This is a genomic window from Dactylosporangium sp. NPDC051484, from assembly GCF_040689395.1.
In the GTDB taxonomy this organism is placed as follows: domain Bacteria; phylum Actinomycetota; class Actinomycetes; order Mycobacteriales; family Micromonosporaceae; genus Dactylosporangium.
This window is the reverse complement of the sequence record NZ_JBFAZX010000014.1, coordinates 21,079-42,507: the sequence shown is the minus strand read 5'-3', so window position 1 is coordinate 42,507 and position 21,429 is coordinate 21,079. Positions and strand designations below refer to the sequence as shown.

17 protein-coding genes are annotated in these 21,429 nt (G+C 70.6%); 8 read left to right on the top strand and 9 right to left on the bottom strand.

What is annotated here, in order from left to right; translation table 11 throughout:
- Positions 1-50 precede the first annotated feature (50 nt).
- From AB0367_RS22910 to AB0367_RS22890, 5 genes are read left to right on the top strand one after another with little or no spacing between them, the layout of a single operon-like run.
- Entirely contained in the window at positions 51-1,064 is a 1,014-nt protein-coding gene (locus AB0367_RS22910; RefSeq protein ID WP_366228415.1) for a 3-oxoacyl-[acyl-carrier-protein] synthase III C-terminal domain-containing protein, read from the top strand.
- Positions 1,061-1,801: a glycosyltransferase family A protein gene (locus AB0367_RS22905; RefSeq protein WP_366228414.1), complete on the top strand. Its 741-nt coding sequence runs from the start codon at positions 1,061-1,063 to the stop codon at positions 1,799-1,801. Before AB0367_RS22910 ends, AB0367_RS22905 begins: the two co-directional genes overlap by 4 nt.
- The gene (locus AB0367_RS22900; RefSeq protein WP_366228413.1) at positions 1,798-2,937 is read left to right on the top strand and encodes a cytochrome P450; all 1,140 of its coding nucleotides are present in this window, start codon (positions 1,798-1,800) and stop codon (positions 2,935-2,937) included. The genes AB0367_RS22905 and AB0367_RS22900 overlap by 4 nt, the downstream gene beginning before the upstream one ends.
- Positions 2,934-4,496 carry a class I adenylate-forming enzyme family protein gene (locus AB0367_RS22895; protein ID WP_366228412.1) on the top strand — a complete coding sequence of 521 codons (1,563 nt, stop codon included), beginning with the start codon at positions 2,934-2,936 and terminating at the stop codon, positions 4,494-4,496. The genes AB0367_RS22900 and AB0367_RS22895 overlap by 4 nt, the downstream gene beginning before the upstream one ends.
- Entirely contained in the window at positions 4,493-5,410 is a 918-nt protein-coding gene (locus AB0367_RS22890; protein ID WP_366228411.1) for an NAD(P)-dependent oxidoreductase, read from the top strand. The genes AB0367_RS22895 and AB0367_RS22890 overlap by 4 nt, the downstream gene beginning before the upstream one ends.
- A 51-nt stretch (positions 5,411-5,461) precedes the next feature.
- Here AB0367_RS22890 and AB0367_RS22885 read toward each other — a convergent pair whose 3' ends face one another.
- Positions 5,462-8,047: a chitobiase/beta-hexosaminidase C-terminal domain-containing protein gene (locus AB0367_RS22885; protein WP_366228410.1), complete on the bottom strand. Its 2,586-nt coding sequence runs from the start codon at positions 8,045-8,047 to the stop codon at positions 5,462-5,464.
- Positions 8,048-8,244: 197 nt separating this feature from the next.
- Entirely contained in the window at positions 8,245-9,435 is a 1,191-nt protein-coding gene (locus AB0367_RS22880) for a glycosyltransferase 87 family protein (RefSeq protein ID WP_366228409.1), read from the bottom strand.
- Positions 9,436-9,973: 538 nt separating this feature from the next.
- Between AB0367_RS22880 and AB0367_RS22875 the strand changes: the two genes are divergently transcribed.
- Together AB0367_RS22875 and AB0367_RS22870 are read left to right on the top strand one after the other, a co-directional pair.
- A complete protein-coding gene (locus AB0367_RS22875; protein WP_366228408.1) occupies positions 9,974-11,206 on the top strand; it encodes a YncE family protein in 1,233 nt (410 codons plus the stop codon).
- A 63-nt stretch (positions 11,207-11,269) separates the two neighbouring features.
- Positions 11,270-12,319, top strand: a complete 1,050-nt coding sequence (locus AB0367_RS22870) for an LD-carboxypeptidase (RefSeq protein ID WP_366228516.1) — start codon at positions 11,270-11,272, stop codon at positions 12,317-12,319.
- A gap of 123 nt (positions 12,320-12,442) precedes the next feature.
- On the opposite strand, the gene AB0367_RS22865 is transcribed toward AB0367_RS22870, so the two are convergent.
- The gene (locus AB0367_RS22865; protein ID WP_366228407.1) at positions 12,443-14,335 is read right to left on the bottom strand and encodes a hypothetical protein; all 1,893 of its coding nucleotides are present in this window, start codon (positions 14,333-14,335) and stop codon (positions 12,443-12,445) included.
- 418 nt (positions 14,336-14,753) lie between these two features.
- Between AB0367_RS22865 and AB0367_RS22860 the strand changes: the two genes are divergently transcribed.
- Positions 14,754-15,899 carry an acyltransferase gene (locus AB0367_RS22860; RefSeq protein WP_366228406.1) on the top strand — a complete coding sequence of 382 codons (1,146 nt, stop codon included), beginning with the start codon at positions 14,754-14,756 and terminating at the stop codon, positions 15,897-15,899.
- A 103-nt stretch (positions 15,900-16,002) separates the two neighbouring features.
- On the opposite strand, the gene AB0367_RS22855 is transcribed toward AB0367_RS22860, so the two are convergent.
- Genes AB0367_RS22855 through AB0367_RS22830 form a run of 6 tightly spaced genes read right to left on the bottom strand, consistent with a single transcriptional unit; the run spans position 16,003 to position 21,420 of the window.
- Complete coding sequence (locus tag AB0367_RS22855) at positions 16,003-16,230, bottom strand: hypothetical protein (RefSeq protein WP_366228405.1); 228 nt, start codon at positions 16,228-16,230, stop codon at positions 16,003-16,005.
- A gap of 3 nt (positions 16,231-16,233) precedes the next feature.
- Complete coding sequence (locus AB0367_RS22850; RefSeq protein ID WP_366228404.1) at positions 16,234-17,187, bottom strand: EamA family transporter; 954 nt, start codon at positions 17,185-17,187, stop codon at positions 16,234-16,236.
- Positions 17,188-17,214: 27 nt separating this feature from the next.
- The gene (locus tag AB0367_RS22845) at positions 17,215-18,222 is read right to left on the bottom strand and encodes an ATP-grasp domain-containing protein (RefSeq protein ID WP_366228403.1); all 1,008 of its coding nucleotides are present in this window, start codon (positions 18,220-18,222) and stop codon (positions 17,215-17,217) included.
- A gap of 21 nt (positions 18,223-18,243) precedes the next feature.
- On the bottom strand, positions 18,244-19,503 hold the full coding sequence (locus AB0367_RS22840) for an amidohydrolase (protein ID WP_366228402.1): 1,260 nt from the start codon (positions 19,501-19,503) through the stop codon (positions 18,244-18,246).
- Positions 19,487-20,770, bottom strand: coding sequence for an MFS transporter (locus tag AB0367_RS22835; RefSeq protein ID WP_366228401.1), 1,284 nt, complete (start codon positions 20,768-20,770; stop codon positions 19,487-19,489). Before AB0367_RS22835 ends, AB0367_RS22840 begins: the two co-directional genes overlap by 17 nt.
- A 2-nt stretch (positions 20,771-20,772) precedes the next feature.
- A complete protein-coding gene (locus tag AB0367_RS22830; RefSeq protein ID WP_366228400.1) occupies positions 20,773-21,420 on the bottom strand; it encodes a hypothetical protein in 648 nt (215 codons plus the stop codon).
- Positions 21,421-21,429: the final 9 nt, after the last annotated feature.

Below are 21,429 nucleotides of genomic sequence, written 5' to 3'. Positions count from 1 at the left end.
TGGCTACGCTGCCCGGCAGGCGGGCGGAGGGAGGCAGAAACGTGTCGGCTGTGCGGGCAAGGCTGGTCGGCGTCGCCGTGCATCTGCCCGAATCGCGCCTGGACAACGCCGAGCTGGTGCGCCGCGTGAGCTCGGCCAGTGACGGATTCGTCCCACCCGCGGATCTGGTCCGCCGGCTGGCCGGCGTGACCACACGGCATCTCATGCCCGATGACTGGCAGGCGTCGGACCTCGCGGTCGCCGCGGCCGGCAAGCTGCTCGCCGAGACCGGCACGGCCGTGGGCGAGGTCGACCTGCTGATGTTCGCGTCGGCGTCACAGGACCTGTGCGAGCCGGCCACCGGCCACATCGTCGCCGCGAAGCTGGGCGCGAGCTGCCCGGTGTTCGACGTGAAGAACGCGTGCAACAGCGTGCTCAACGCGATCGAGCTGGCGGACGCGCTGATCGCGGCGGGGCGTTACCGGCGGATCCTCATCGCCTGCGGGGAGGCGCCGTCGCGGGCGATCCGCTGGCGGGTGGCCGATCTTGCCCAGTATCTCTCCGCGTTCGCCGGCTACACCATGTCCGACGCGGGCGCCGCGCTGCTGCTCGCGCCCGGTCCCGCCGGCCCGGCCGACCCAGGGGTGCTCGCGTGCGCGTTCACCGCCGACTCGACCGCGTGGCAGGTCGGCACGCTGCCGGGCGGCGGATCGGCGTTCCCGCGGGATCCGGAACGCACCTACTTCGAGCTGGACGGTGCCGGGCTGCGCAAGGCGTTCGAGGCGCTCGGCCCCGAACTGCCGCTGGAGACGTTGCGCCGGCTGGGACTGCGCTGGGAAGACTTCGCCGTGGTGGCGGCCCACCAGGTGTCCCTGGACTATCTTGAGGTCTTCCGGTCCGGGCTGGGCATCCCGCAGGACCGGCTCGTGGTGACACTGCCTGACCACGGCAACGTCGCGTCGGCGAGCCTGCCGCTGCAGCTGGTCCGGGCCCGGGAGGAGAGCCGGTGCGGGCCCGGTGACCTGGTCGCGCTCGTCGGCCTGGCCGGTGGCGTCAGCCTCGGCATCGTGGTGTTGCGCTTATGAACCTCTGGGTGGTGGTCCCGGCCTTCAACGAGGCCGCCGGCATCGGTGCGACACTCGGCGCCCTGGCGGCACAAGAGGATCCGGACTTCACGCTGGTGGTTGTCGACAACGGCTCGACGGACGGGACGGCTCGCGCGGTGCGCGCGGCGGCGGGCGGGCTGCGGCTGCACCTCGTCGACGAAGCGCGCAAAGGCACCGGCGCCGCCGCGGACACCGGCATGCGGTACGCCATCGCCCACGGCGCCACCCACCTCGCCCGCACCGACGCGGACTGCCTGCCCCTGCCCGACTGGACGGCGCGGATCCGCTCCGCCTTCGCCGGCGGGCTCGAGTTCGTCGCCGGGCAACTGGTGCCACGGACCGACGAGGGGGTGTCCCGGCCCCGCCGGGTCCTGCTCACGACCACCGTCGAGGTGGCCGCCGCCTTCGGCCGGGTCCGGCCCGGCAACCGGGATCCGCGCTACCTCGGCCCGTACATCATGGCGCCGGGCTGCAACCTTGCGATCACCGCGGACCTGTACGAGGCGGCGGGCGGCTTCCCGCGCACCGCCATCGAGGAGCTGCACGAGGACCGGGCCCTGGTCAACGCCGTGCGCTGCCTCACCACGAAGTACGCACTGCGGCGCGACGTGCGGGTGCGCAGCTCCTCCCGCCGGGTGCGGGCCTGGGGGCTGGTGAAAACCCTCGCGTGGTACGCCGACCATCGGTACCGGCCAGAGGTGGTCGACGTCCGGTGAACTGGGAGCGGCGGATCCAGTACGGTGCGCACCCGTTCGCCTACCCGGCCATCCGGGCACTGGCCCGGGTCGGTCCGGTGATCCGGGTGCCGGGACTCGGTGTGGTCGTCAGCGACGCCGCACTCGCCCACGAGGTGCTCGGCGATTCCGCGACGTACACCAAAACGGGACCGGGATCGTCCGCGGACCTGTGGACCCCGGTGCTCGGACCGGCCGTGCTGCTGAACATGGAGGGGGAAGAGCACCGGGCCCTGCGCCGCCGGCTCGCCGGACTGTTCTCAGCGTCCTATGTGGACCGGCTGTGCACCCGGGCACTGGGCGCGCCGCTCGCCGACCTCACCGACCGGCTCCGGTCGGGCGAGCCGGTCGAGTTCGTCGGCGTGGTACAGCGCCTCGTCGGCGCGGTGATCGCCGAACTCGTCGGGCTCAGCCCCGATCCGCGGACTGTCCAGGCGGCGTACCGGGAGGGTACCGCGATCACGTCGATGGTCCGGCTCGGCCGGCGTACCCTCACCCCTCGGCAGGTCACGATCGCCAAGCGGACCCTGGCAGCCCTGACCGCTCCCGCGTCGGTCGCCTACGCCGCCGGCGATCCGGAGACCGTGCCCGGCAGGCTCCGGGAGCTCGGCATGAGCGAACCGGAGGCGCGCGGCGCGGTGGCGGCGCTGGTGCTCACCGGGACCGAGACCCTGGTGTCATACCTGCCGCGGCTCGTCGCGCTCGCGCACGACAGCGGGTGGCTGGCCCGTCTCGCGGCCGACCCGAGCCGTGTCCCGGCGGTGGTCGCCGAGGCGCTGCGGGTGACGGTGCCGTCGCCGGTGATGCTGCGCAGTGTGATCGCGCCGGCCCGCCTGGGCAAGGTGCCGGTCCACCCCGGCGACCGGATCGTCATCGCGACGCTGTCCTGCGCGCAGGCCTACGGGCCGTTCGATCCCGAACGGCCGCACCCGCCGCAGTTGCGCCGGCTGTGGTTCGGCGGCGGGGCACACTTCTGCCTCGGTGCGCCGCTGGCGATGGCCGAGATCAACGCGGTGTTCGCTGCGGTGCTGGCCGCCCCCGAGGTGCACGTCGTCGAGCGCCGCGTGGCCCGTCGGGTGCTCATCCCCGGCTACGCCCGACTGGTGCTGCGATCATGACCGATCTCCTCGCGGCGGTCCTGAGATCCTGTCAGGCTCAAGGTGACGCCCCGGCGCTGACCGGACCCGACGGCCGTCCGCTCTCCTACCGCGACCTGGCCGCGCGGATCACCGCGACCGCACAGGCACTGACCGGTGGCGGGATGCGCACCGGGGACCGAGTCCTGTTCTCGGTACGTCCGTCCCCGGCCTGCGTGGTCCTCGCACTGGGCATCGTCGCAGCCGGCGGTACCGTCGTGTTCGCCGATCCGGGCGCGGGCGCGGAACTGTTCGCCGCCCGCTTCGCCCTGGCGGCGCCGCGCTGGGCCGCGGCGGAGTCGCTCCTGTACGCCGCGTCGGGCCGGATCGCGCGGGGCCTGACCCGGCGCCGTGGCCTGCTCCTGCCGGACTACGCCGCGCTCGCGGTCAAGCACATCTACGCCGGGCGCTGGCTGCCCGGCGTCCCCCGCGGCGCGCTGTCCGCCCGCCGCCTGGCCGGCGGTCGAGACGGCCGCGCTGTCCGCCCGCCGCTAGACACGATCGAAGCACCGCAGCGGGAAGCGCTCGTCGTGTTCACCTCCGGTACGACCGAGGCGCCGAAGGCGGTGGTACACACCCGGGGGTCGCTCGGTGCGTCGCTCGCCGTGCTCGCGAACGCCTGCCGGCTCGGGCCCGGGGACGTGGTGCACACCGACCAGCTGATGCTCGGCCTGCCGGCGCTCGTGGCCGGTGCGCACTGGACGATGCCGCCGTACGGGTTCAACCCGGCCACCGACCCGGCCCGGTACGCCACCGGACTCGCCGGCGCGACGCACACGTTCACGACACCGGTCGACCTCGCCGCGGTCGTCGATCTGGTCGGGACGGGCCGGCTCGGGGTACCGCAAACGCTGCGGCACCTGCTCGTCGGTGGTGCACCCGTCCTCGCCCCGCTGCTCACGAGGGCGCGCAATGCCTTGCCACACACCGAGATCCGCGCCGTCTACGGGATGACCGAGATCCTCCCGGTGTCGGTTGCCACCGCCGAGGAGAAGCTGACCCACGACGGTCCGGGCGATCCGGTCGGCGGCCCGCTGCCGGGCGTCCGCGCCAGACTGGGACCGGACGGGGAGCTGTACCTCAGCGGCGAGCATCTCTGCCACGGCTACCTCGGCGAGCCGCCGCTGACCGAGCACGCCACCGGGGACCTGGCCAGGCTCGACGACCAAGGCCGGATCATCCTGGTGGGGCGGAAGAAGGACATGCTGATCCGGGGTCGCACCAACATCTACCCCGGCCTCTACGAGCCGACGCTCGCCCGGCTGCCCGGCGTGGCGGACGTCGCGCTGATCGGCGTCCCCGACGAGATCGGCGACGACCGCGTCGTCCTGGTGGTGGCGCCGGCCGCCGACAGCGACGGTGTGCCGCGCGTTCTGCCCGGACACCCCCTGGCCGAACGGGTGCGCGAGGCGTTACCGGCGCTGATCGACGCCGCCGCGCTGCCCGACGAGGTGCTCGTGGTGAGCCGCCTGCCGGTCAGTGGCCGCACCGGCAAACCCGACCGAGCCGCGCTGCGGAACCTGGTGCGGGGCAACGGATGAGACTCGCCGTCACGGGTGCGTCCGGATTCATCGGTGCGGCGGTCTGCCGCGCCGCGGCGGAGGCCGGCTGGCAGGTGTACGGGTACGGCCGGCGGCCCGGCGTCGACCTGCCGGGCGTCGAGTACCGCCGATGGGACCTCAACGACGGCGCGCTGGCCGACCCGCCCGAGGTCGACGTCGTGCTGCACACCGCGGCCACGGTCACCGACTGGGGACTGCGGGCGGCGAGGATCCTGTCCGATGTGGACGGTCTCCGCCACGTTCTCACCACGTTTCCCGGCACCCGGCTGGTCCACATCTCCAGCGCGAGCGTGTACGACCCCAGTCGGCCGACGGTTCTCGCGAACGAGTCCGAGGCGCCGATCGAGCGGTACCCCACCGAGTACGCGGCCTCGAAGGCAGCGGCCGAACGGCTGCTGGCCGGCCGCGGCGACACCGTGATCCTGCGCCCACGCGCGGTCTACGGCCCGGGAGACCGGACCGTCATGCCCCGCGTCCTGTCAGCGGTCCGGCGCGGCACCCTCTGGATCGCCGGCGCCGGCACCCACCGCCAGTCGTACACCTCGATCGGCAACATGGTCTCGGCCACCCTCCTCGCGTGCCGGGCGAGCGCGACCGGGACCTACAACATCACCGACGCCGAACCGGTCATCCTGATCGATGCGCTTCGGGAGCTGCTCGCGCAGCGTGGCCAGCGGGTCCGGATCCGGCACGTGCCGGTCGGGCCGGCCACGGTGCTCGCGGGCACAGCGGAGCTTGCCTACCGAGCGGTTCGCAGCCGTACCCCGCCCAGACTGACCCGCTACGCGATCGGCCAGATCGCCGTCGAACGCACCCTCGACCTCACCGCCGCCCGGACGCACCTCGGCTTCCGGCCCACCTCGACCTCGTTCGACGGCGCGGCGGACTGGTGACGCTGTCCCGGCCGGGCGAGCGTTGCGCCCGCCCGGCCGGAGTGTGTCAGCCTACGGGTAGCTCACCACCTTGACCGGGCTGGTGCCAGACGGTGTGGTCGCACCCGTGTCGTTGATGACATGGGTGATGGTGCCCTTGAAGTTGAGCGACACGGTCAGCACGCTGTGGAACCGCACGCCGGTCGTGTTCGGCACCTCGAAGGCATGGTAGGAGCTCACCGCGGGGTTGTCGTTGAAGAAGCAGTAACTGCCCAACCCCCATGCCTCGTGCGTGGTGACGTTGGCACCCACCTTGTACGCGGCGTACCCGTTGATCCCGCTCGGGTTCATCCACGCCGCCTGGTTCGGCACGTCGTACGGCATCTCGTTCTGGAAGAAGATCGTCTTGCCGTTCTGGCCGTTCCAGACGACCTCGTACTTCTGGTAGTGCTCGACGAACAGGCCGGACGCCAGGACGTTGTCGCCGTTGACGATGACGCCGGTGTCTGCCGTGTTGATCGTCCAGCCGTAGGTGCCCGCGTTGCCGTGGTCGGCGCGCCAGGCCCAGGTGTGGTCGACGATCGCGTCGTTGCTGTTGACGATGAGGCTCGTCGTCGCCTTACCCGCGATCGAGCCGCCGATACGGAAGAACACGTCCTGCACCGTCGTCGGGTTGGCCGCGTGACCGGCGGTCGAGCCGGACTGGCCGATGGTCAGCAGCGAGGACGAGTTGACCGTGCCGGCGTCGAACAGCAGACCCTTGATCCGGACGCCGTCGACGTCGGCGACCTGCATGGCGTCGACCCCGTTGTCCGGGATCAGCGTCGGGTAACCGATGCCGAGGACCACGGTGTTGGGCCTCGTCACGTTGAGCGTCTGGTTGAGGTGGTAGACGCCCGGGGTGAAGAACAGGTTGCAGCCCGCGGCCAGTGCGGAGTTGATCGTCGAGGCGGTGTCGCCCGCGTTCACCACGTAGAACTGGCTCATCGGCAGCGACGTGCCCGGGGTGCTGCCGCCTGCCCAGCTCGGGCCGACGGCGTTGGTACGCAGCGACGGCAGGAACACCCGGTACTTACCGGTGCCGTCGATGTAGAGGTACGGCACGTCACGGGAGACCGGGGTGGTGGCGAGCGTGGTGTACGGCGGGGTCGGGAAGCTGTTCGCCGGGGCACCCGTGGTACCGGAGAACACCATGTTCCACACGCTGCCGTTCCAGCTACCGAAGTTGCTGTCCCGGGTGTACCACTGCTGCTGCGAGGCCGAGGAGGTCTGCCCGGAAACTCGCGTGTCGGCGATATAGCCGCCGCTGGCAAAGCCGAAGCTCGCCGGGTAGAGAATCAGGTTGCCGTTCACGTTGATCCGGCGGAACGGAGCGGCCTGCGCCACCGCCCAGCGGTTGGAGCCGTTGCTCGGGTTGATGGTCAGGTTCTCGGCGGAGCGCCAGAAGTTCTGCGTCGCGTTGCCGGCGTCCGAGGCGTTGAAGGCGTCGACCGTCACGTCACCGTTGATGACCACGTCGCCCGGGTTCTGGCCGAGGCCGGCGACCGAGGTGTAGAAGCCGACGTCGTCGCGCACGCCGTACGTGCCCGGCTTGAACAGGTGGGCGACCCGTCCACTGGCCATCTGGGCGGTCTGCGTGCTCTTCTGCGCGTTGAAGTCGGCGTCCAGCTGCGCCTGGATCGACGCGGTGGACATGCTCGGGTCGAAGATCCGCGTGTTCGGGCCGAAGTTCGGGATGTCGGGCTGGGTCGTGCACGTCGCCGTGCCGATCGTGTAGGTCGCGCTCGCGACCGCGGAGTTGCTCAAACCGGCCGCGATGCCGATCGCCCGCACCGTCGTCGTCGCGGACACCGTGATCGCCCCGCTGTACAACGCCGACGACGCCGTCGGAGTCGAACCATCCAGCGTGTACCGAATGCTCGCACCAGCCGTCGTCGTCGCGATCGTCACCGACTGCGCCGAACTGTACGTACCACCCGGCGGGCTGAACGCCGGCGTCGCAACTGCCGCAGTGTTGATCGTGTAGGTCGCGCTCGCGACCGCGGAGTTGCTCAAACCGGCCGCGATACCGATCGCCCGCACCGTCGTCGTCGCGGACACCGTGATCGCCCCGCTGTACAACGCCGACGACGCCGTCGGAGTCGAACCATCCAGCGTGTACCGAATGCTCGCACCAGCCGTCGTCGTCGCGATCGTCACCGACTGCGCCGAACTGTACGTACCACCCGGCGGGCTGAACGCCGGCGTGGCGACCGCCGCGGTGCCGCCGCCGTGGGTGTAGAAGAAGTGCGGCGTGTCGAACTGGGGGCCGTTCTTCTCGTACGTGAACCAGTACTCCAGCACGAAGCCGCTGGACAGCGAGCTGACGGTCCGCTGCCAGGTCCCGGCGTTGTCGGTCATGCGGAAGTTCTGCTGGCCCGAGTTGGGCGAGAGGTAGTGGACGTCGACATAACGCGCGGGCGTCGTCGGCGTGAACGAGATCTGCGCCTGCGTCGCGTTCAGCTGCGTGACGCTCTGGGTGTAGTCGTCGGCAGCTGCGGCCGGGCTGGCGGTGCCGGCGAGGACGACGACGACGGCGGATGCGGCGACGGCGACCCGGCCTAGGCGGGAGCGCCAGCGTGAGTGATGACGGACGATGCCTCGAGAGCTGTGATTCATCGGGTGGACGCCTCCAAGCATGGAAATCCGGGTGGGCGGACAGGCGTGTGAGAGCGCTCTCTCGTGGCGAGACGATAGACTGGCAACTCTGGCAACGGAAGGTTTACAAGCCAGAAACATCCCCATGGATGAAAACAGCCGGGGATAAGCGCGCCGCGACGCCACCCTCGACGGGTGGCTTTTGCGAGGGTGGCGGGCTACGCCGTCTCAGCAAGCGACGGCCGCGTGGCCGGGGCCGGCAGCACCGTGGTGGGGCGCGGCGCCGATTTGACCGGTACCGCGAGCAGCAGCACCAGGCCGGTGATGACGTGCATGTTCGCGCCCGGCAGGTAGAGCGGGTTGGCGGGGTCCTTGAACAGCCAGAGGACCCTGGTGGCCATCAACCCGTAGATGCCGGCGCCGAGCAGCAGGTACCAGTACCGGTGGCGCCGATCGGCCCGCCGGTCGACGAGGACGAGCAGCGCCGGAATCTGCCAGACCAGGTGGTGCACCCAGCTGATCGGGCTGATCAGACACACCGCCACACCGGTCAGCGCCAGGCCGGCCCAGGCGTCGTCGGCGGCGGCCCGCCGCACCCGGTAGGCCCAGACCGCCAGGATGACCACGACGAGCGCGGGCCACACCGCCGCGGGCGCGTGCATCCTGGTCAATGCGCCGTCGAGGGACTGGTTTGGCACGGAGAAGATCTCGCCGACCCGGCCGGTCCGCCAGACCAGCGACGTCCAGTACGCGCGGGATGCCCCCGGGGCGATCAGCCATCCGAGGCCGACGGTCGCCAACGCCGTACCGGCGGCAATGAACCCTGCCCGATAACGCCTGGCGAGCAGCAGGTATGCGATGAACACCGCCGGGGTGAGCTTGATGCCGGCGGCGACACCGATGAGGATACCGGCGGCGGGATGCCGTCCGACCAGGTACAGCAGGTCGACCGCGACGAGCGTGAGCAGCACCAGGTTGATCTGGCCGAGACTGAGGGTGTCCCGCCAGGGTTCGGCCGCGGCGAGCAGAATCCCGCCGGCGAGCGTCGGTGCCCACCGGTGAAACCGTCGCCAGAGCAGCAGCAGCGTCCCCGACACCGACGTGATCGCGAGGGCAACGGCGGCGACCGGCCACGCCACGATCGTCATGGGCAGCATGGCGATCGCGGCGAACGGTGGATAGGTGAAGCCGAATACCCGCACGGTCTCCGGTTGGCGGTAGGCGTACAGGTCACCGCCGTGCGCCCAGGAACGGACCGCGCCGTGGTAGATCCGCAGGTCGAACTGGTGCTGCCAGCGCGCCGAGGCGGCGACGAACAGGGCGACGCAGACCGCGAGGACGGCCAGGCCGACCCATTGCCGCCCGGACACGCTCGACGCTGACGCGGATTCGCCCGCCCGGGTGTCCAACGTTCGGCTCTCCCGTCGGTATCGATGAGGCGCGAACCGCGGTCGACACCGCACGTGTACACATGTGGTGTCGTCCAGGAATGCGGTTCGACCGCAGCGAATGCCGGGCGGAGGCCTCGCGGCGCGATGTCGCGGTCCAGTGTTCCAAGCAGCGGGGCATCCCCGTGGCGTCTTGGCGAGACCGGGCCGGACGGACCGGGCTGATCGCCCGGCGGACTCACCCGCCGGGCGAAGTACCGACTGGGCGGTACTACTAGCGAGCCGACTCGCCGCCACCGCCTGGCCGACCCGGACTGACGGGCGGCGGAACCGGGCACCATGCCCGTCGCCGCCTCGCGTAAACCCGCCGGCCGCGGACGTCCAACGCACGGCGCCAACTCGCTCGATTACCCGGATCCGGCGGCGGCCGCCGTGGTACGCAATACCTGCAAGGCGTACAGAACGGATCAATCGTGAGTTTCTATTTCTGGCATCACGGGACAGTCGTCGCCCGTATACGAGGTCCGCGTCCCGCCGCGATGGCCGAGCTGGTCGGCTGATGGCGCTCGGGCACCTTCGCTCCGGCGCGCTCGCTGCGCTCACCGCCGCCCTACTGCTGGGTGCGTGTTCTTCCGGGCCCGCACCGAAGAGCGCGGGCGTCGGCGACCACCACACGCCGGAGGCCATGCCCGGCATGAGCATGCCCGGCGTGGCCACGTCCCGGCCGCCCGGGAGTTCGGGCGGGGCCACCGCGCCGAGCGCCGCGCTGCCCGGCATGCCGCCACCGCTTGACCCGCGCGACCTCTACGCCGCGGACCGGCCCGGCGCGCTCGCCGACGCGGTCAGGAACGACCCCGTCCGGGTGTACGTGCCGAACCTCGACAGCGACACCGTCTCCGTCATCGACCCGGCGACGTACAAGGTCATCCAGACGGTCAGGGTGGGCGACGCACCGCAGCATGTCGTGCCGGCGTGGGATCTGCGCACGCTGTGGGTCAACAACAACGACGGCAACACGCTGACCCCGATCGACCCGGCGACCGGGACGTTCGGCACGCCCGTCCCGGTCGAAAACCCGTACAACCTGTACTTCACCCCCGACGGCAAGTTCGCGATGGTCATGGCGGAGCTGCTGCACCGCATCGACTTCCGTGACCCGCACACGATGGCGCTCGCGCGATCGGTGCCGGTCGACTGCTCCGGGGTCAACCACGCCGACTTCTCAGCCGACGGCCGCTACTTCATCGCGACCTGCGAGTTCTCCGGAGACCTGATCAAGGTGGACGTCCAGCGTCAGGAGGTGGTCGGCCAGCTGCACCTGCCACGCGAAGGGGCGATGCCGCAGGACGTCAAGATCACCCCGGACGGGCGCACCTGGTACGTCGCCGACATGCACACCTCCGGTGTGTGGATCCTCGACGGGGACGCGTTCACCGTGCGGATGTTCCTGCCGACCGGGGCCGGCGCGCACGGGCTGTACGTCAGCCGCGACTCGAAGCGTCTCTACATCGCCAACCGGGGCGAGGGTTCGGTGTCGGTCCTCGACTTCGCCACCGGCACCCTCGTCGCCAAGTGGAGCATCCCCGGCGGCGGCAGCCCGGACATGGGCGGGGTCTCGGCGGACGGCAAGGTCCTGTGGCTCTCCGGCCGGTATAACGGCGAGGTCTACGCCATCTCCACGGACGACGGGCACCTGCTCGCCCGGATCAAGGTCGGCGGCCAGCCGCACGGGCTGTGCTTCTGGCCGCAGCCCGGCCGTTATTCCCTCGGCCACACCGGCATCCTGCGCTGACAACGGCGTACCGCCGGCGCAATGCGGATGCGCGACCGTCGATCACCTGTTTGGATCGAGGGCATGACGCATGGCCTTGTCCATCCTCCGAAGGCCCGGCCGGGAGATCGCATCGCGGTCATCTCGCCGTCTTTCGCGGCGGCCGGTGCCTTCCCCGAGGTGCATGAACAGGCGATGCGTCGGCTCACTGACGTGACTGGCCTGATTCCGGTCGAGTACCCGACGACGCGCGAGGTCGGCGCCACACCGGCGGCCCGCGCCGCGGAAATCAATGCCGCCTTCGCGGACCCCCGGATTCGCGGGATTCTCGCCGTCGTCGGCGGCGAGGACCAGATCACGGTGATCCCGCACCTGATTGCCGACCTCGCTCGCACGGATCCCAAGCCGTTCCTCGGCACCAGCGACAACACCAACCTGCATCACTGGCTCTGGGAAAACGGCATCGCGAGCTTTTACGGTGGCTCGTCCCAGGTGCACCTCGGTCCTGGGCCCGCCGTGGACGACATCCACGCACGGTCCCTGCGTGCGGCCCTGCTGACCGGAGAGAGACTCGAGCTCACCGATCCGGGAGAGTCCGAGGACTTCGGCATCGACTGGGCCGACCCTCGTGCCCTGGAGTCCTTCGGAGAACGAGAGGCAACTGCGCCGTGGAGCTGGCACGGGCCGGCCAGGTCCGTGAGCGGCAGCGCTTGGGGCGGCTGCCTCGAGGTGATCGAGTGGATCCTGACTGCGGGACGGTTCCCGTTCCCCCCGGAAGTCCTCCAGGGCGGGGTGCTCATCATCGAGACTTCCGAGGAGCTTCTCCCCGCGCGCAACGTCGGATGGATCGTCCGCTCGCTCGGCGAACGCGGGATTCTCCGCGCGGTGGACGCGGTCCTGGTGGCTCGTCCGCCGGTCTCCGATTTCACTCGCCGCCCCTCTGCCCAGGACCGGGCACGACTGCGCGATGAGCAACGAGATGCGGTCGTGGAAGTGGTGACCCGCTACAACCCGGAGGCCGTCGTCTGCGTCGGCATTCCTTTCGGCCACACCAGGCCGCAATGGATCCTGCCGCACGGCGGCACCATGACCGTCGACGGCGCCGAACGCCGGATCTTCGCCGACTACCGATAGCAAGACTCCAGTTGCTGCCGTGGTCGCTCGGGCCGCCGCGGGAACGAGGGCGCCGGCCACAGCCGCCGCCCCCGGCCGCAGCGGCCCGGGTACCTCCGGAAAGTGCTTTGTTGCTCCTCAGCCTCAGTTGATGGGGGTCGGGACCGGCAGCGGCGCGGGCACCGGGGGCAGGGTCTGTCCGCTGAGCGTGTCGAACGTGCCGTCGACGTCGACGACCGCGTTGGTCGTACCGGCGAAATTGGCCAGGTTGAACGTGTTACCCGTGCCGAGGCCGGCGATCGTGGCGTTGGACCGGATCTCGCCCGGCCTGAGGTTGAGCGTGCTGGCCGTGGGCCTGGTCCCGCCGTTGGGCCACACCGTGAGGTACGTGTTGACGGTCGGCTGGACGCCGGTCACGTTCAACGCCAGCGCCTTGGCCGTCGGGCCGGTGACGGTGACCTGGCCGCCGGCGCCGAGCGCTTGAGTCGTGCGGGTGTCCAGCAGCCGGGTGGGCACCGTGGGCGTGTAGTGCAGGCCGCCCAGCGTCGTGCCGTCGTCGTAGTAGCCGATCACGTCGACGATCAGGTCGATGCCGGCGGACGACCGGTTGGCGATGACGATCGACGGCAGATTGAACCGGGCGTCCGTATCAGGATCCGGCCCGGCGGAAATGATCGCGAAGTTGGCGACCGTGTCGCCGGGTGTGAAGTTGAGCGTGGACGTCGGGGTGACCGAGGCGTTGCTGCCGACCGCGAGGAACCCGCTGCTCTTCGGGTTGGTCACGGTCAGGTTGACCGCCAGCGCCCGGACGTGCGGGTTGATCGCCGCGCCGTAGTCGACCGCCACCCGGGCCGACTGATTGGTACCGAGCTGCTTGGATCCGGTGCGGGTGTCGAGCACCCGGGTCGGCGCGTGCGGGAAGTACTGGCCGCCGCTGGAGTTGGTGTCGTCGGCGCCGCCGGTGGCGTAGTAGCCGACCAGGTCGACGATCACGTCGACGGTGCCGGCATGGTTGAAGATGACGACACCGCTCGGGCCGTTGGCGACGGTCACCGAGTTGGCCTCGACCACGCCCTTGGGGAAGTTGATGCTCGACGCGTTTGGCGTGCTGGCGCCGGTCGGGTAGAGCGTCAGGAAGTCGTCGACGCTCGCGTTGACGACGGTGACGTTGAGCACCAGCGCGGCGGCACCCGGCTTCGGGTTGATCGTCAGCGTGCCCCCGGGGCCGAGCGGTCCGGACGTGTTGCGGGTGTCGAGGATCCGCTGCCCGCCGTCCGGCCCGATGGGGTAGAAGTTGCCTGCCGACGTGATCGTTCCCTTGACGCTGACCGGGATCGCACGGGAGCGGCCCGCCGCGTCGACGACGGTCAGGGTCGCCGTGTAGGTGTCGACGGTGGGCACGCTCTTTGCGGACAGCCGCACGGTGCAGGTGTGCCCGTAATCCAGCGCGACGCCTGGGGCGCAGGTGCCGCCGATGACGCTGAACGTGCCGGAGGTGTCGTTGCTCAGCCCGATCGACCCGATGGCGGTCGGGTCGCTACCGCTCGCGGTAACTGTGACCGTTCCGTTCACGGGGGTGGATGCGTGGACGTTGATCGTGCCAAGGTCGGCCTTGGGTGTGACATCCCAAGCCGTGTATGGGGTGGGCGAGTTGAACCGCAGCTCGCTGTGCAGGTCACAGCTGGGGTTCTGCACAGTTACCGCGATCGAGGTGATGGCGTTCTGCCCGTCGCGGGTCAGGTCGTGCACGGTGAAGCTGCCGTCGCCCGACTGGCAGCCGGGTGCGCCGGTGGCGACGATAGCGATCCAGGAGTTTCCACTCCCGCTCGTGTAGGTGGTGTCGGCCGTCAACCGCTGACCGACAGCCGAGTAGATCCTCGCCGCGTAGTTGGTGGAACCCCCGGCGCCGTTGCTCACGTTGCCGAACCACACCAGCACCTCACGGTCGATGGTGCGGGGCACTTGGTAGGTGAACTGAAACGCGCTGCTGGTGCTGTCGATGACCACGGTCGGCTGGGTGGGCACCTGGATCGTCATGACACTGTACGGCGTGGGTGGGGCAGCCTGTGCCCCACTCGGGAGGAGGGCGACCACCGCGGCGATCACACCACCGATGACGCTCCATGTACGCGAAATGCGCATATCATCCCCGTTTGTTGAGAGAGCGCGAGAGCCGTGATCGTACCGCGGTCACTCGATGGATACCGATGCTCGAACGCCACAAGTGCGCCCGCGAGATCGACATCAATAATCAGCTACTCGATTGGTGCTGAAGCCAGCACCGCGAGTGGTGTCAGCGGCCGGCCCAGGCGCCGCCGTTGACGTGGATGGTCTGGGCGGTGCACGGCAGCATGACGCCTCGCACAGCAGGGGAGTCACCCCGGCGGGGTGGCCGATCGGGCAGCCGTCGGCCAAACCTCCCTGGCCAGCCGCGGAGCGAGGCCATGATGCCCGAATGACACAGACCACGGGCCGCGACCGCTACCTCGACGCGCTACGCGCGATCGCCATCGTCCGGGTCGTGACATACCACATGTTCGCCGTCCCGTGGCTGAGCTGGGCGTTCCCGGCGATGGGCGTGATGTTCGCGTTGGGCGGCTCGCTCATGGCGGCGTCGATGCAGCGTTCCGCCGCCCGCGCGGTCCGCGGCCGGATCCGGCGGCTGCTGCCGCCGCTGTGGGCGATGGGCCTGATCGTGGTACCGGCGATGTTCTGGCACGGCTGGACCGCGGCCGACGGCAACGGCCGCGACCTCGCCGCCCTGGTCTTCTGGGTGGTGCCGCTGGCCGAGCCGCCCGGCAACGCGTGGGCCGCCAACGTGACGGTGGTGCTGTGGTACCTGGTGACATACCTGTGGCTGGTCCTACTGTCTCCGGCGGCGTGGTGGCTGTTCCGCCGCCGGCCGTTGCTGACGGTGCTGCTGCCGCTGGCGCTGCTCGCGCTCCTCAAGCTCGGCTCGTCACCCGGTCTGACACGGCTGGACCCCTTCGCGCTGAACGGTCGCGCGGCCGCCATGCTGCTCCACGTCGCCACCTACGGCGCATGCTGGTGCACCGGGTTCGCGCACCGCACCGGGGCCCTGCACCGCATGCGCCTGCCGCTGCTGCTCACGGCCGCCGCCGCGTGCATCGCGGCCGGGGTGGCCTGGGCGCTGATCCACCACGGCGATGCGAGCGCCGCCGACCTCAACAACTTCCCGGCGGCCCAGGCGCTGTACTGCCTGGGCTTCGTCCTGCTGGTCCTGCGCGCCGCCCCGGCGATGTCCTGGCTGCGGCGCGCGCGCCCGCTGGACGCCCTCGTCACGGTCCTCAACGCCCGGGCCATCACCGTGTACCTGTGGCACAACGCCGCCATCGCCGTGTGCTTCCCGATCGGCGACCGGCTGCAGGCCTGGCGGGCGGGCCAGTTCGGCTACTTCGCCGTGGCGCTGGTCCTGCTCACCCTGGTCGTCGCGGCGCTCGGCTGGGTCGAGGACCTGGCCGCGAAACGCCGGCCGGCGCTGTTGCCAATCCATCACCCACACGCCGCGCAGCCCTCGCACGTCGCGCCACCGCCACCACCGGAGTCCCAGCAAGCCGCAGCCGGCTATCGCGACCGGTAACACGGCGCTGCTTCTTGAACACCGGCGCGCCGGACCGCCCGCCTCGCGAACACGAAGCACGGGGCCCCCCGGCCTGGGTGAGCGCCGGGGGCGGACGTGAGGGTCAGGCGTGCCGCCAGAAGTGGCTGCGGACCGAGATCTCGGCCGCCCGTACACAGGAGCGGACCTCCATCAGGTCGGCCTCGGACAGCTGCTGGGCGGTCACCACAGCCGGCAGCAGCTGCTGCGCGGCCTCAAGCAGGCACAGCACGATGTTCGCCTGCTCCGTGGCGGGATGCCGGCGCAGGTCGTCCACAACCCCGCGCAGGGTCTGGACCAGGTCCCTTTCCATGGCTCACCTTCCGTCGCCGGTGTGCTCCGCCGAGTCGCTGAGGGTGGCCACCGAGATCGCCGGCTCGGTGGCGGGTGCGGCCGCCGGCGCGGGTTTCGCGCCGAACCGGCCGGCGAACTGGTTGACGCAGAGCCCCAAAATCATGAGGCAGGCCGCCAAGACCTTGAGCACGGTCAACTCCTCGCCGAAGATGAGCATCGAACCGGCCATCCCGAAGAACGGCACAAGCAGTGTCAAGGGGGCGACCAGCGAGGTGGGGTACCGGCGCAGCAGGCCGTTCCACACCGAGTAGCCGAAGAGGGTCGTCGGGTAGACCAGGTACAGCACGGCGCCGGCGATGCCCCACGACAGGTGCGAGAACGAGGTGCGCACCGAGTCGGTGCCCTCGACCAGGACCGTGACGATCGCCAGGGGTACCACCGGCACCGTGCTCGCCCAGACCATGAACCCGACCGGGTCGGCCGGCTTCGCCTTCTTCACGATCACGTTCGCGAGGCCCCACGACAAGCCAGCACCGGCCACCAGCAGCAGACCGGCGATGGTCACCGAGCCGTCCTGCACCAGGCCGGTGACCGCCACCCCGCTGAAGCCGAGCACCACACCGGCGATCTGCCAGGGCTTGATGTGCTCCTTCATCAGCAGGACACCGAGCAGGATGGTGAAGAACACCTGCAGCTGCAGCACGACCGACGACAACCCGGCCGACAGGCCGGCGGCGATGCCGGCGAACAGCAGGCCGAACTGCAGCGCTCCGAACACGAACCCGTATGCAAGCACCAATTTGAAGGGCACCTTGGGCCGCGGGAAGAAGAAGATCGCTGGTATGACGGTCAGCACGAAGCGCAGCGTGGCCAGCAGGAACGGATGGAATCCGTCTTCCGCCACCTTGATGAAGGAGAAGTTGAATCCCCAGATGACGGTGACGGACAGGCCGAGCAGCAGCGACCTCAGTGGCATGGTGCCGGTTCCAATCGCGACGACGGACTAGGACAGGGAGATCAGCCCTCCCACGGATCCGGCGGCGGAGAGCACGGGTTCACGCTCGAAGCCGATGGCCGCGGCGGCCTTGACGAGATCGATGCCGGTCGTGCCCAGTGCCCCGATCAGCTCTCCGGTCAGGCACGTGTCCACACCGATCACCCGAAGGCCGTCGGCGGTGACACGGAGGGTGGTGTTGGTGACGCCGAAGTCGATTCCCAGCCGGCTGTGCACTGCGCCAACGACCTCCTCGACCTGCCCCGACCACGATTCACCGGCAAGTGACTGAGCCTCGTACCCGGTGGCCCGAAGGGGGTCATCGGCATCGAAGATTGCGCGCACCGCCGCGATGGGGACGGCACGCCCAGACGATACCGCACTGTGCACGTTCAATTCCGTTCCGTCGATGTACTGCTCGATCAGAACACCGTCGTCGGCCACCACCCCGGCCGCGGAACGGCCCGCCACGTCGACGAACGCCTCGCGCAGGTCGCCCTCGGACGCCGCATACGACACGCCGGCGGTGCCACGGCGCCGCGCCCGCAGGACAACCGGATAACCGATCCTCTCCCCCGCGCCGACGACGTCGTCCTCGATGTAGAAGAGTTGCCAGGGCACGACCGGCAGGCCGGCTTCCGCCACAGCGGCGCGGACCTCGAGCGTGTCGGCCGCGTCGCTCACCGCGTCCGGCGAGAAGTAGCGGATTCGCAGCTTGCGCGCCGCCACAGCGAGCGGCAGCACCGAGTGCGGGTTCCAGGTGATCACCGACGCGTCGGCGACCTCGCCGCGCAGGTCGGCCACCGCGTGGAAGAGCATCGAACTGTTGGTGATGTCGGCGATGCGGTGCTTCTTGGCGTAGCTGCCCTGCCAGGTCGGGTAGTCGCGGTCGATCGTGACCAACTCGTACTGCTCGGCGAGCGCGGCGAACACGGGCGCCCACAACTCCTGGCTGCCACTGCCGACGACGATCAGCCGGCGGGCCTCCGAAGTGATCTCGGAAGTTGTCGAAGTCATGCTAGCGATTCCCTTCGAACATCAGCGGTGGGTGGACGGGACCAGCCAGGCCAGCGCCGCGACGACGAGAGCCTGCACGCCGACGACCAAGGTCGGCTCGACGACCGGGGCGAACGTCGCGGCGTGGTTCTGCGGGATGTCGGTGTCGACCGTGCCGGCCGCCATGGCCGCGCCGTAGGTGGCCTGGTCGATGCCGCCGAAGAACCAGTACACCGAGGGACGGCCGGCGGCCTGGCCGAGCAGCCCGAAGTCCTCGCTGGCCGTCGTCGGCGGCACCGGGATGACGCGCTCGGGCCCGAAGAAGCCGCGGTGGGCGTCGGCGACACGCCCGGTGCCGGCCGGATCGTTCACTGTCGCCGGCAAGTGGTACACCGAGGTGATCTCGGGGTCGCGCGGGGCACCGGCGGCGGCGGCCTCGGCGCGCGCGAGCCGTTCGATGGCGGCGATGACGCGGTTACGGGTCGCCTCCGACGACGTGCGCACGTTCACGTTGAGTTCGGCCGTGTCGGGGATGACCGCGGCCGTCGTGCCGGCGTGCAGGGCACCGACGGTCACCACGACCGGCTCGGCCGCCGCTACCTCGCGCGACACCACGGTCTGCAGGCGCAGCACCAGTGAGGCGGCCATCACCACGGGATCGACCGCCGCCTCGGGCTTCGAGCCGTGCCCGCCCCGGCCGAACAGCCTGATGGTGATGCTGTCCGTGGCCCCCATGACAGCGCCGGAGCAGGTGGCCACGATGCCGGCCGGGCCGGGGCCGACGTGCTGGCCGAGGATGACGTCGGGCTTCGGGAACCGGTCGAACAGGCCGTCGTCGATCATCGCGCGAGCGCCGTAGCCGCTCTCCTCGCCGGGCTGGAAGATCGCCACGATGGTGCCGGACCAGGACGCACGGTCACCGGCGAACACCGCGCACGCGCCGAGCAGGCAGACGACGTGCATGTCGTGGCCGCACGCGTGCATGACGGGCACGGTGGCACCCGACGAGTCGGTGCCGGTGACGTCGCTCGCGTAGGGCAGGCCGGTCTGTTCCTTGACCGGCAGCGCGTCCATGTCGGCACGCAGCATCACGACCGGGCCCTCGCCGTTGCGCAGCACTCCCACCACGCCGGTCTGGCCGACGCCGCTGGTCACCTCCCATCCCAGGGCCGTGAGCTGCTCGGCGACGATCGCGGCGGTGCGCTTCTCCTGGAACGCCAGCTCCGGGTGCGCGTGCAGGTCGCGGTACAGCTCCTCGAGCTCGCCGAGCCGTTCGCGCACGCCGTCAAACTGCACTGACATACTCGTCCCTCTCCGGTAGCGGTGATTCGGAAGACTGCGCGGATCGCGGCACGCCCCACGACGCCAGCAGTGCCACCAGCGCGATGCCGGCGATCCACCACGGAATCCACGACGTGCGGCCATGCGTGCGCAGCAGCTCGGCGAACGCGGGGAACCCGCCGCCGAACACGCTGATCGCGAGCGCGGCCGGCAGACCGGCGGCCACCACGCGCACGGCCGGTGCGAACAGCAGGCCGGCGAAGACGTTGCTGACCGCGAGCGGCAACGCCAGCGCGACCAGCAGCACGACCACCACGACCAGCACCGGAACGGCGCCCGCGGCCATGCCACGCAGCAGCGGTACGCTCAGCAGCGCCAACGCGCCGAACCCGATCCGTAGTACCCACATGGCGCTGAACCGGTCAGCCAGCATTCCCGCGGCCAGCATCGCCACGAGCAGTGCCACCATCCCGACGAGCAGCGCACTCGACGTCGTAACCTTGGGGATGCCCGCCACGTCGGACGCGTAGACGGGCAGGTGCACGGTGCAGAAGTAGAAGACCGTCGTGGCGGCGGCAGTCACCGCCAGGATCACGGCCATCGCCCGGACGTGGTCGCGCAGTATCCGGGTGGGCCGGGGACGAGGCCGTGCCGCGACCTCGTCGGTGAAGACGCGGCTCTCCGTGACCCCGGTGCGAATCCACAGCCCGACCAGCCCGAGCAGGGCGCCGGCCAGGAACCCGATCCGCCAGCCACCGGCCCGCAGGCCGCTCTCGCCGGCGATGGCGAGCAGGGCCGACACCACGGCGAGCGACAGCGCGCTGCCGATCACCACACCGCCGTAGGAGACCGCGCTGTACAGGTAGCGCCTTGCGGCGGGCGCCGTCTCGGTCACGTACGCGGCAGCGCTGGGGTTCTCCGCCCCGACGGACAGGCCCTGTACCAGCCGCGCCGCGACGATCCACAGCGGCGCGGAGATGCCGACGGAGGAGTACCCGGGCACGACCGCGATCGCCAGAGAGGCCGTGGCCGCCAGCGTGATGCTGAGGACCAGGCCGAACCGGCGGCCGCGGGTGTCGGCGAGCCGCCCGATCACGATGCTGCCCACCGGGCGGACCAGGAAGCCCAGCGCGAAGCCGAGATACGCCGCCAGCAGCCGCGCGGCCGGCGACGAACCTGGAAACAGCTGGTCGGAGAAGTACGGCGCGAGGGCACCGTAGATGGTCCAGTCGTACGCCTCGACGATCGAGCCGATCGTCGAGGCGCCGAGAGCCCGGCGGGCGCGCACCACTATCCTCCTTCGACGACCGCGTAGACGCGGGCGGGCCCGGGACCATCCCCTGTGGACAGTGCGACGACATGCAGCCGCGCGCCGGCCGACGGCAGCGCGTCGAGCCCGCCCACGCCGGTGACCACCGGCACCGCGACCGTGTGCGGTAGCTGCGCATCGGTCACCACCAGCGCGGCGCTCTGCTCGGCGAGCCAGGCCGCCGCGGCGTCGTTCAGGTGCCCGTCACCGCCGGTGTGCAACACCACGGCGGTGCCGGCGACCTCGAACGGCACAAGGGTCGAGCGGTCTATCTCCGTGCTGGCGCTGCCGAGGGTGCGCACCAGGGTCACCGGCAGGTCGACGAGCGCGGCCGGGCCGGCGTGCAGCGTGCCACCGGTCAGCTCGACGACCCGCCGCGGGCCGGTCGCGGCGGCGACACCGCGACCGCCCTTGTGCGCTTCCCGCAACAGCACCTTGCGAGTGATCTTCGTGCTGCCCACCATGAGCAGCCCGAGGTGACGCACGAACAGCTCGCCGAGCGCCTCGTCGTCGATGTCGCTGCCCGGGATGTCGAGCCGGAACTCCTGTGCCTGCAACGCACCGCCGTTGCTGAACTCCACCTCGGCGTCGAACTCGACCCGCCACTGGGGTCCGGTCCGCGTCGTCATGCCTGACCG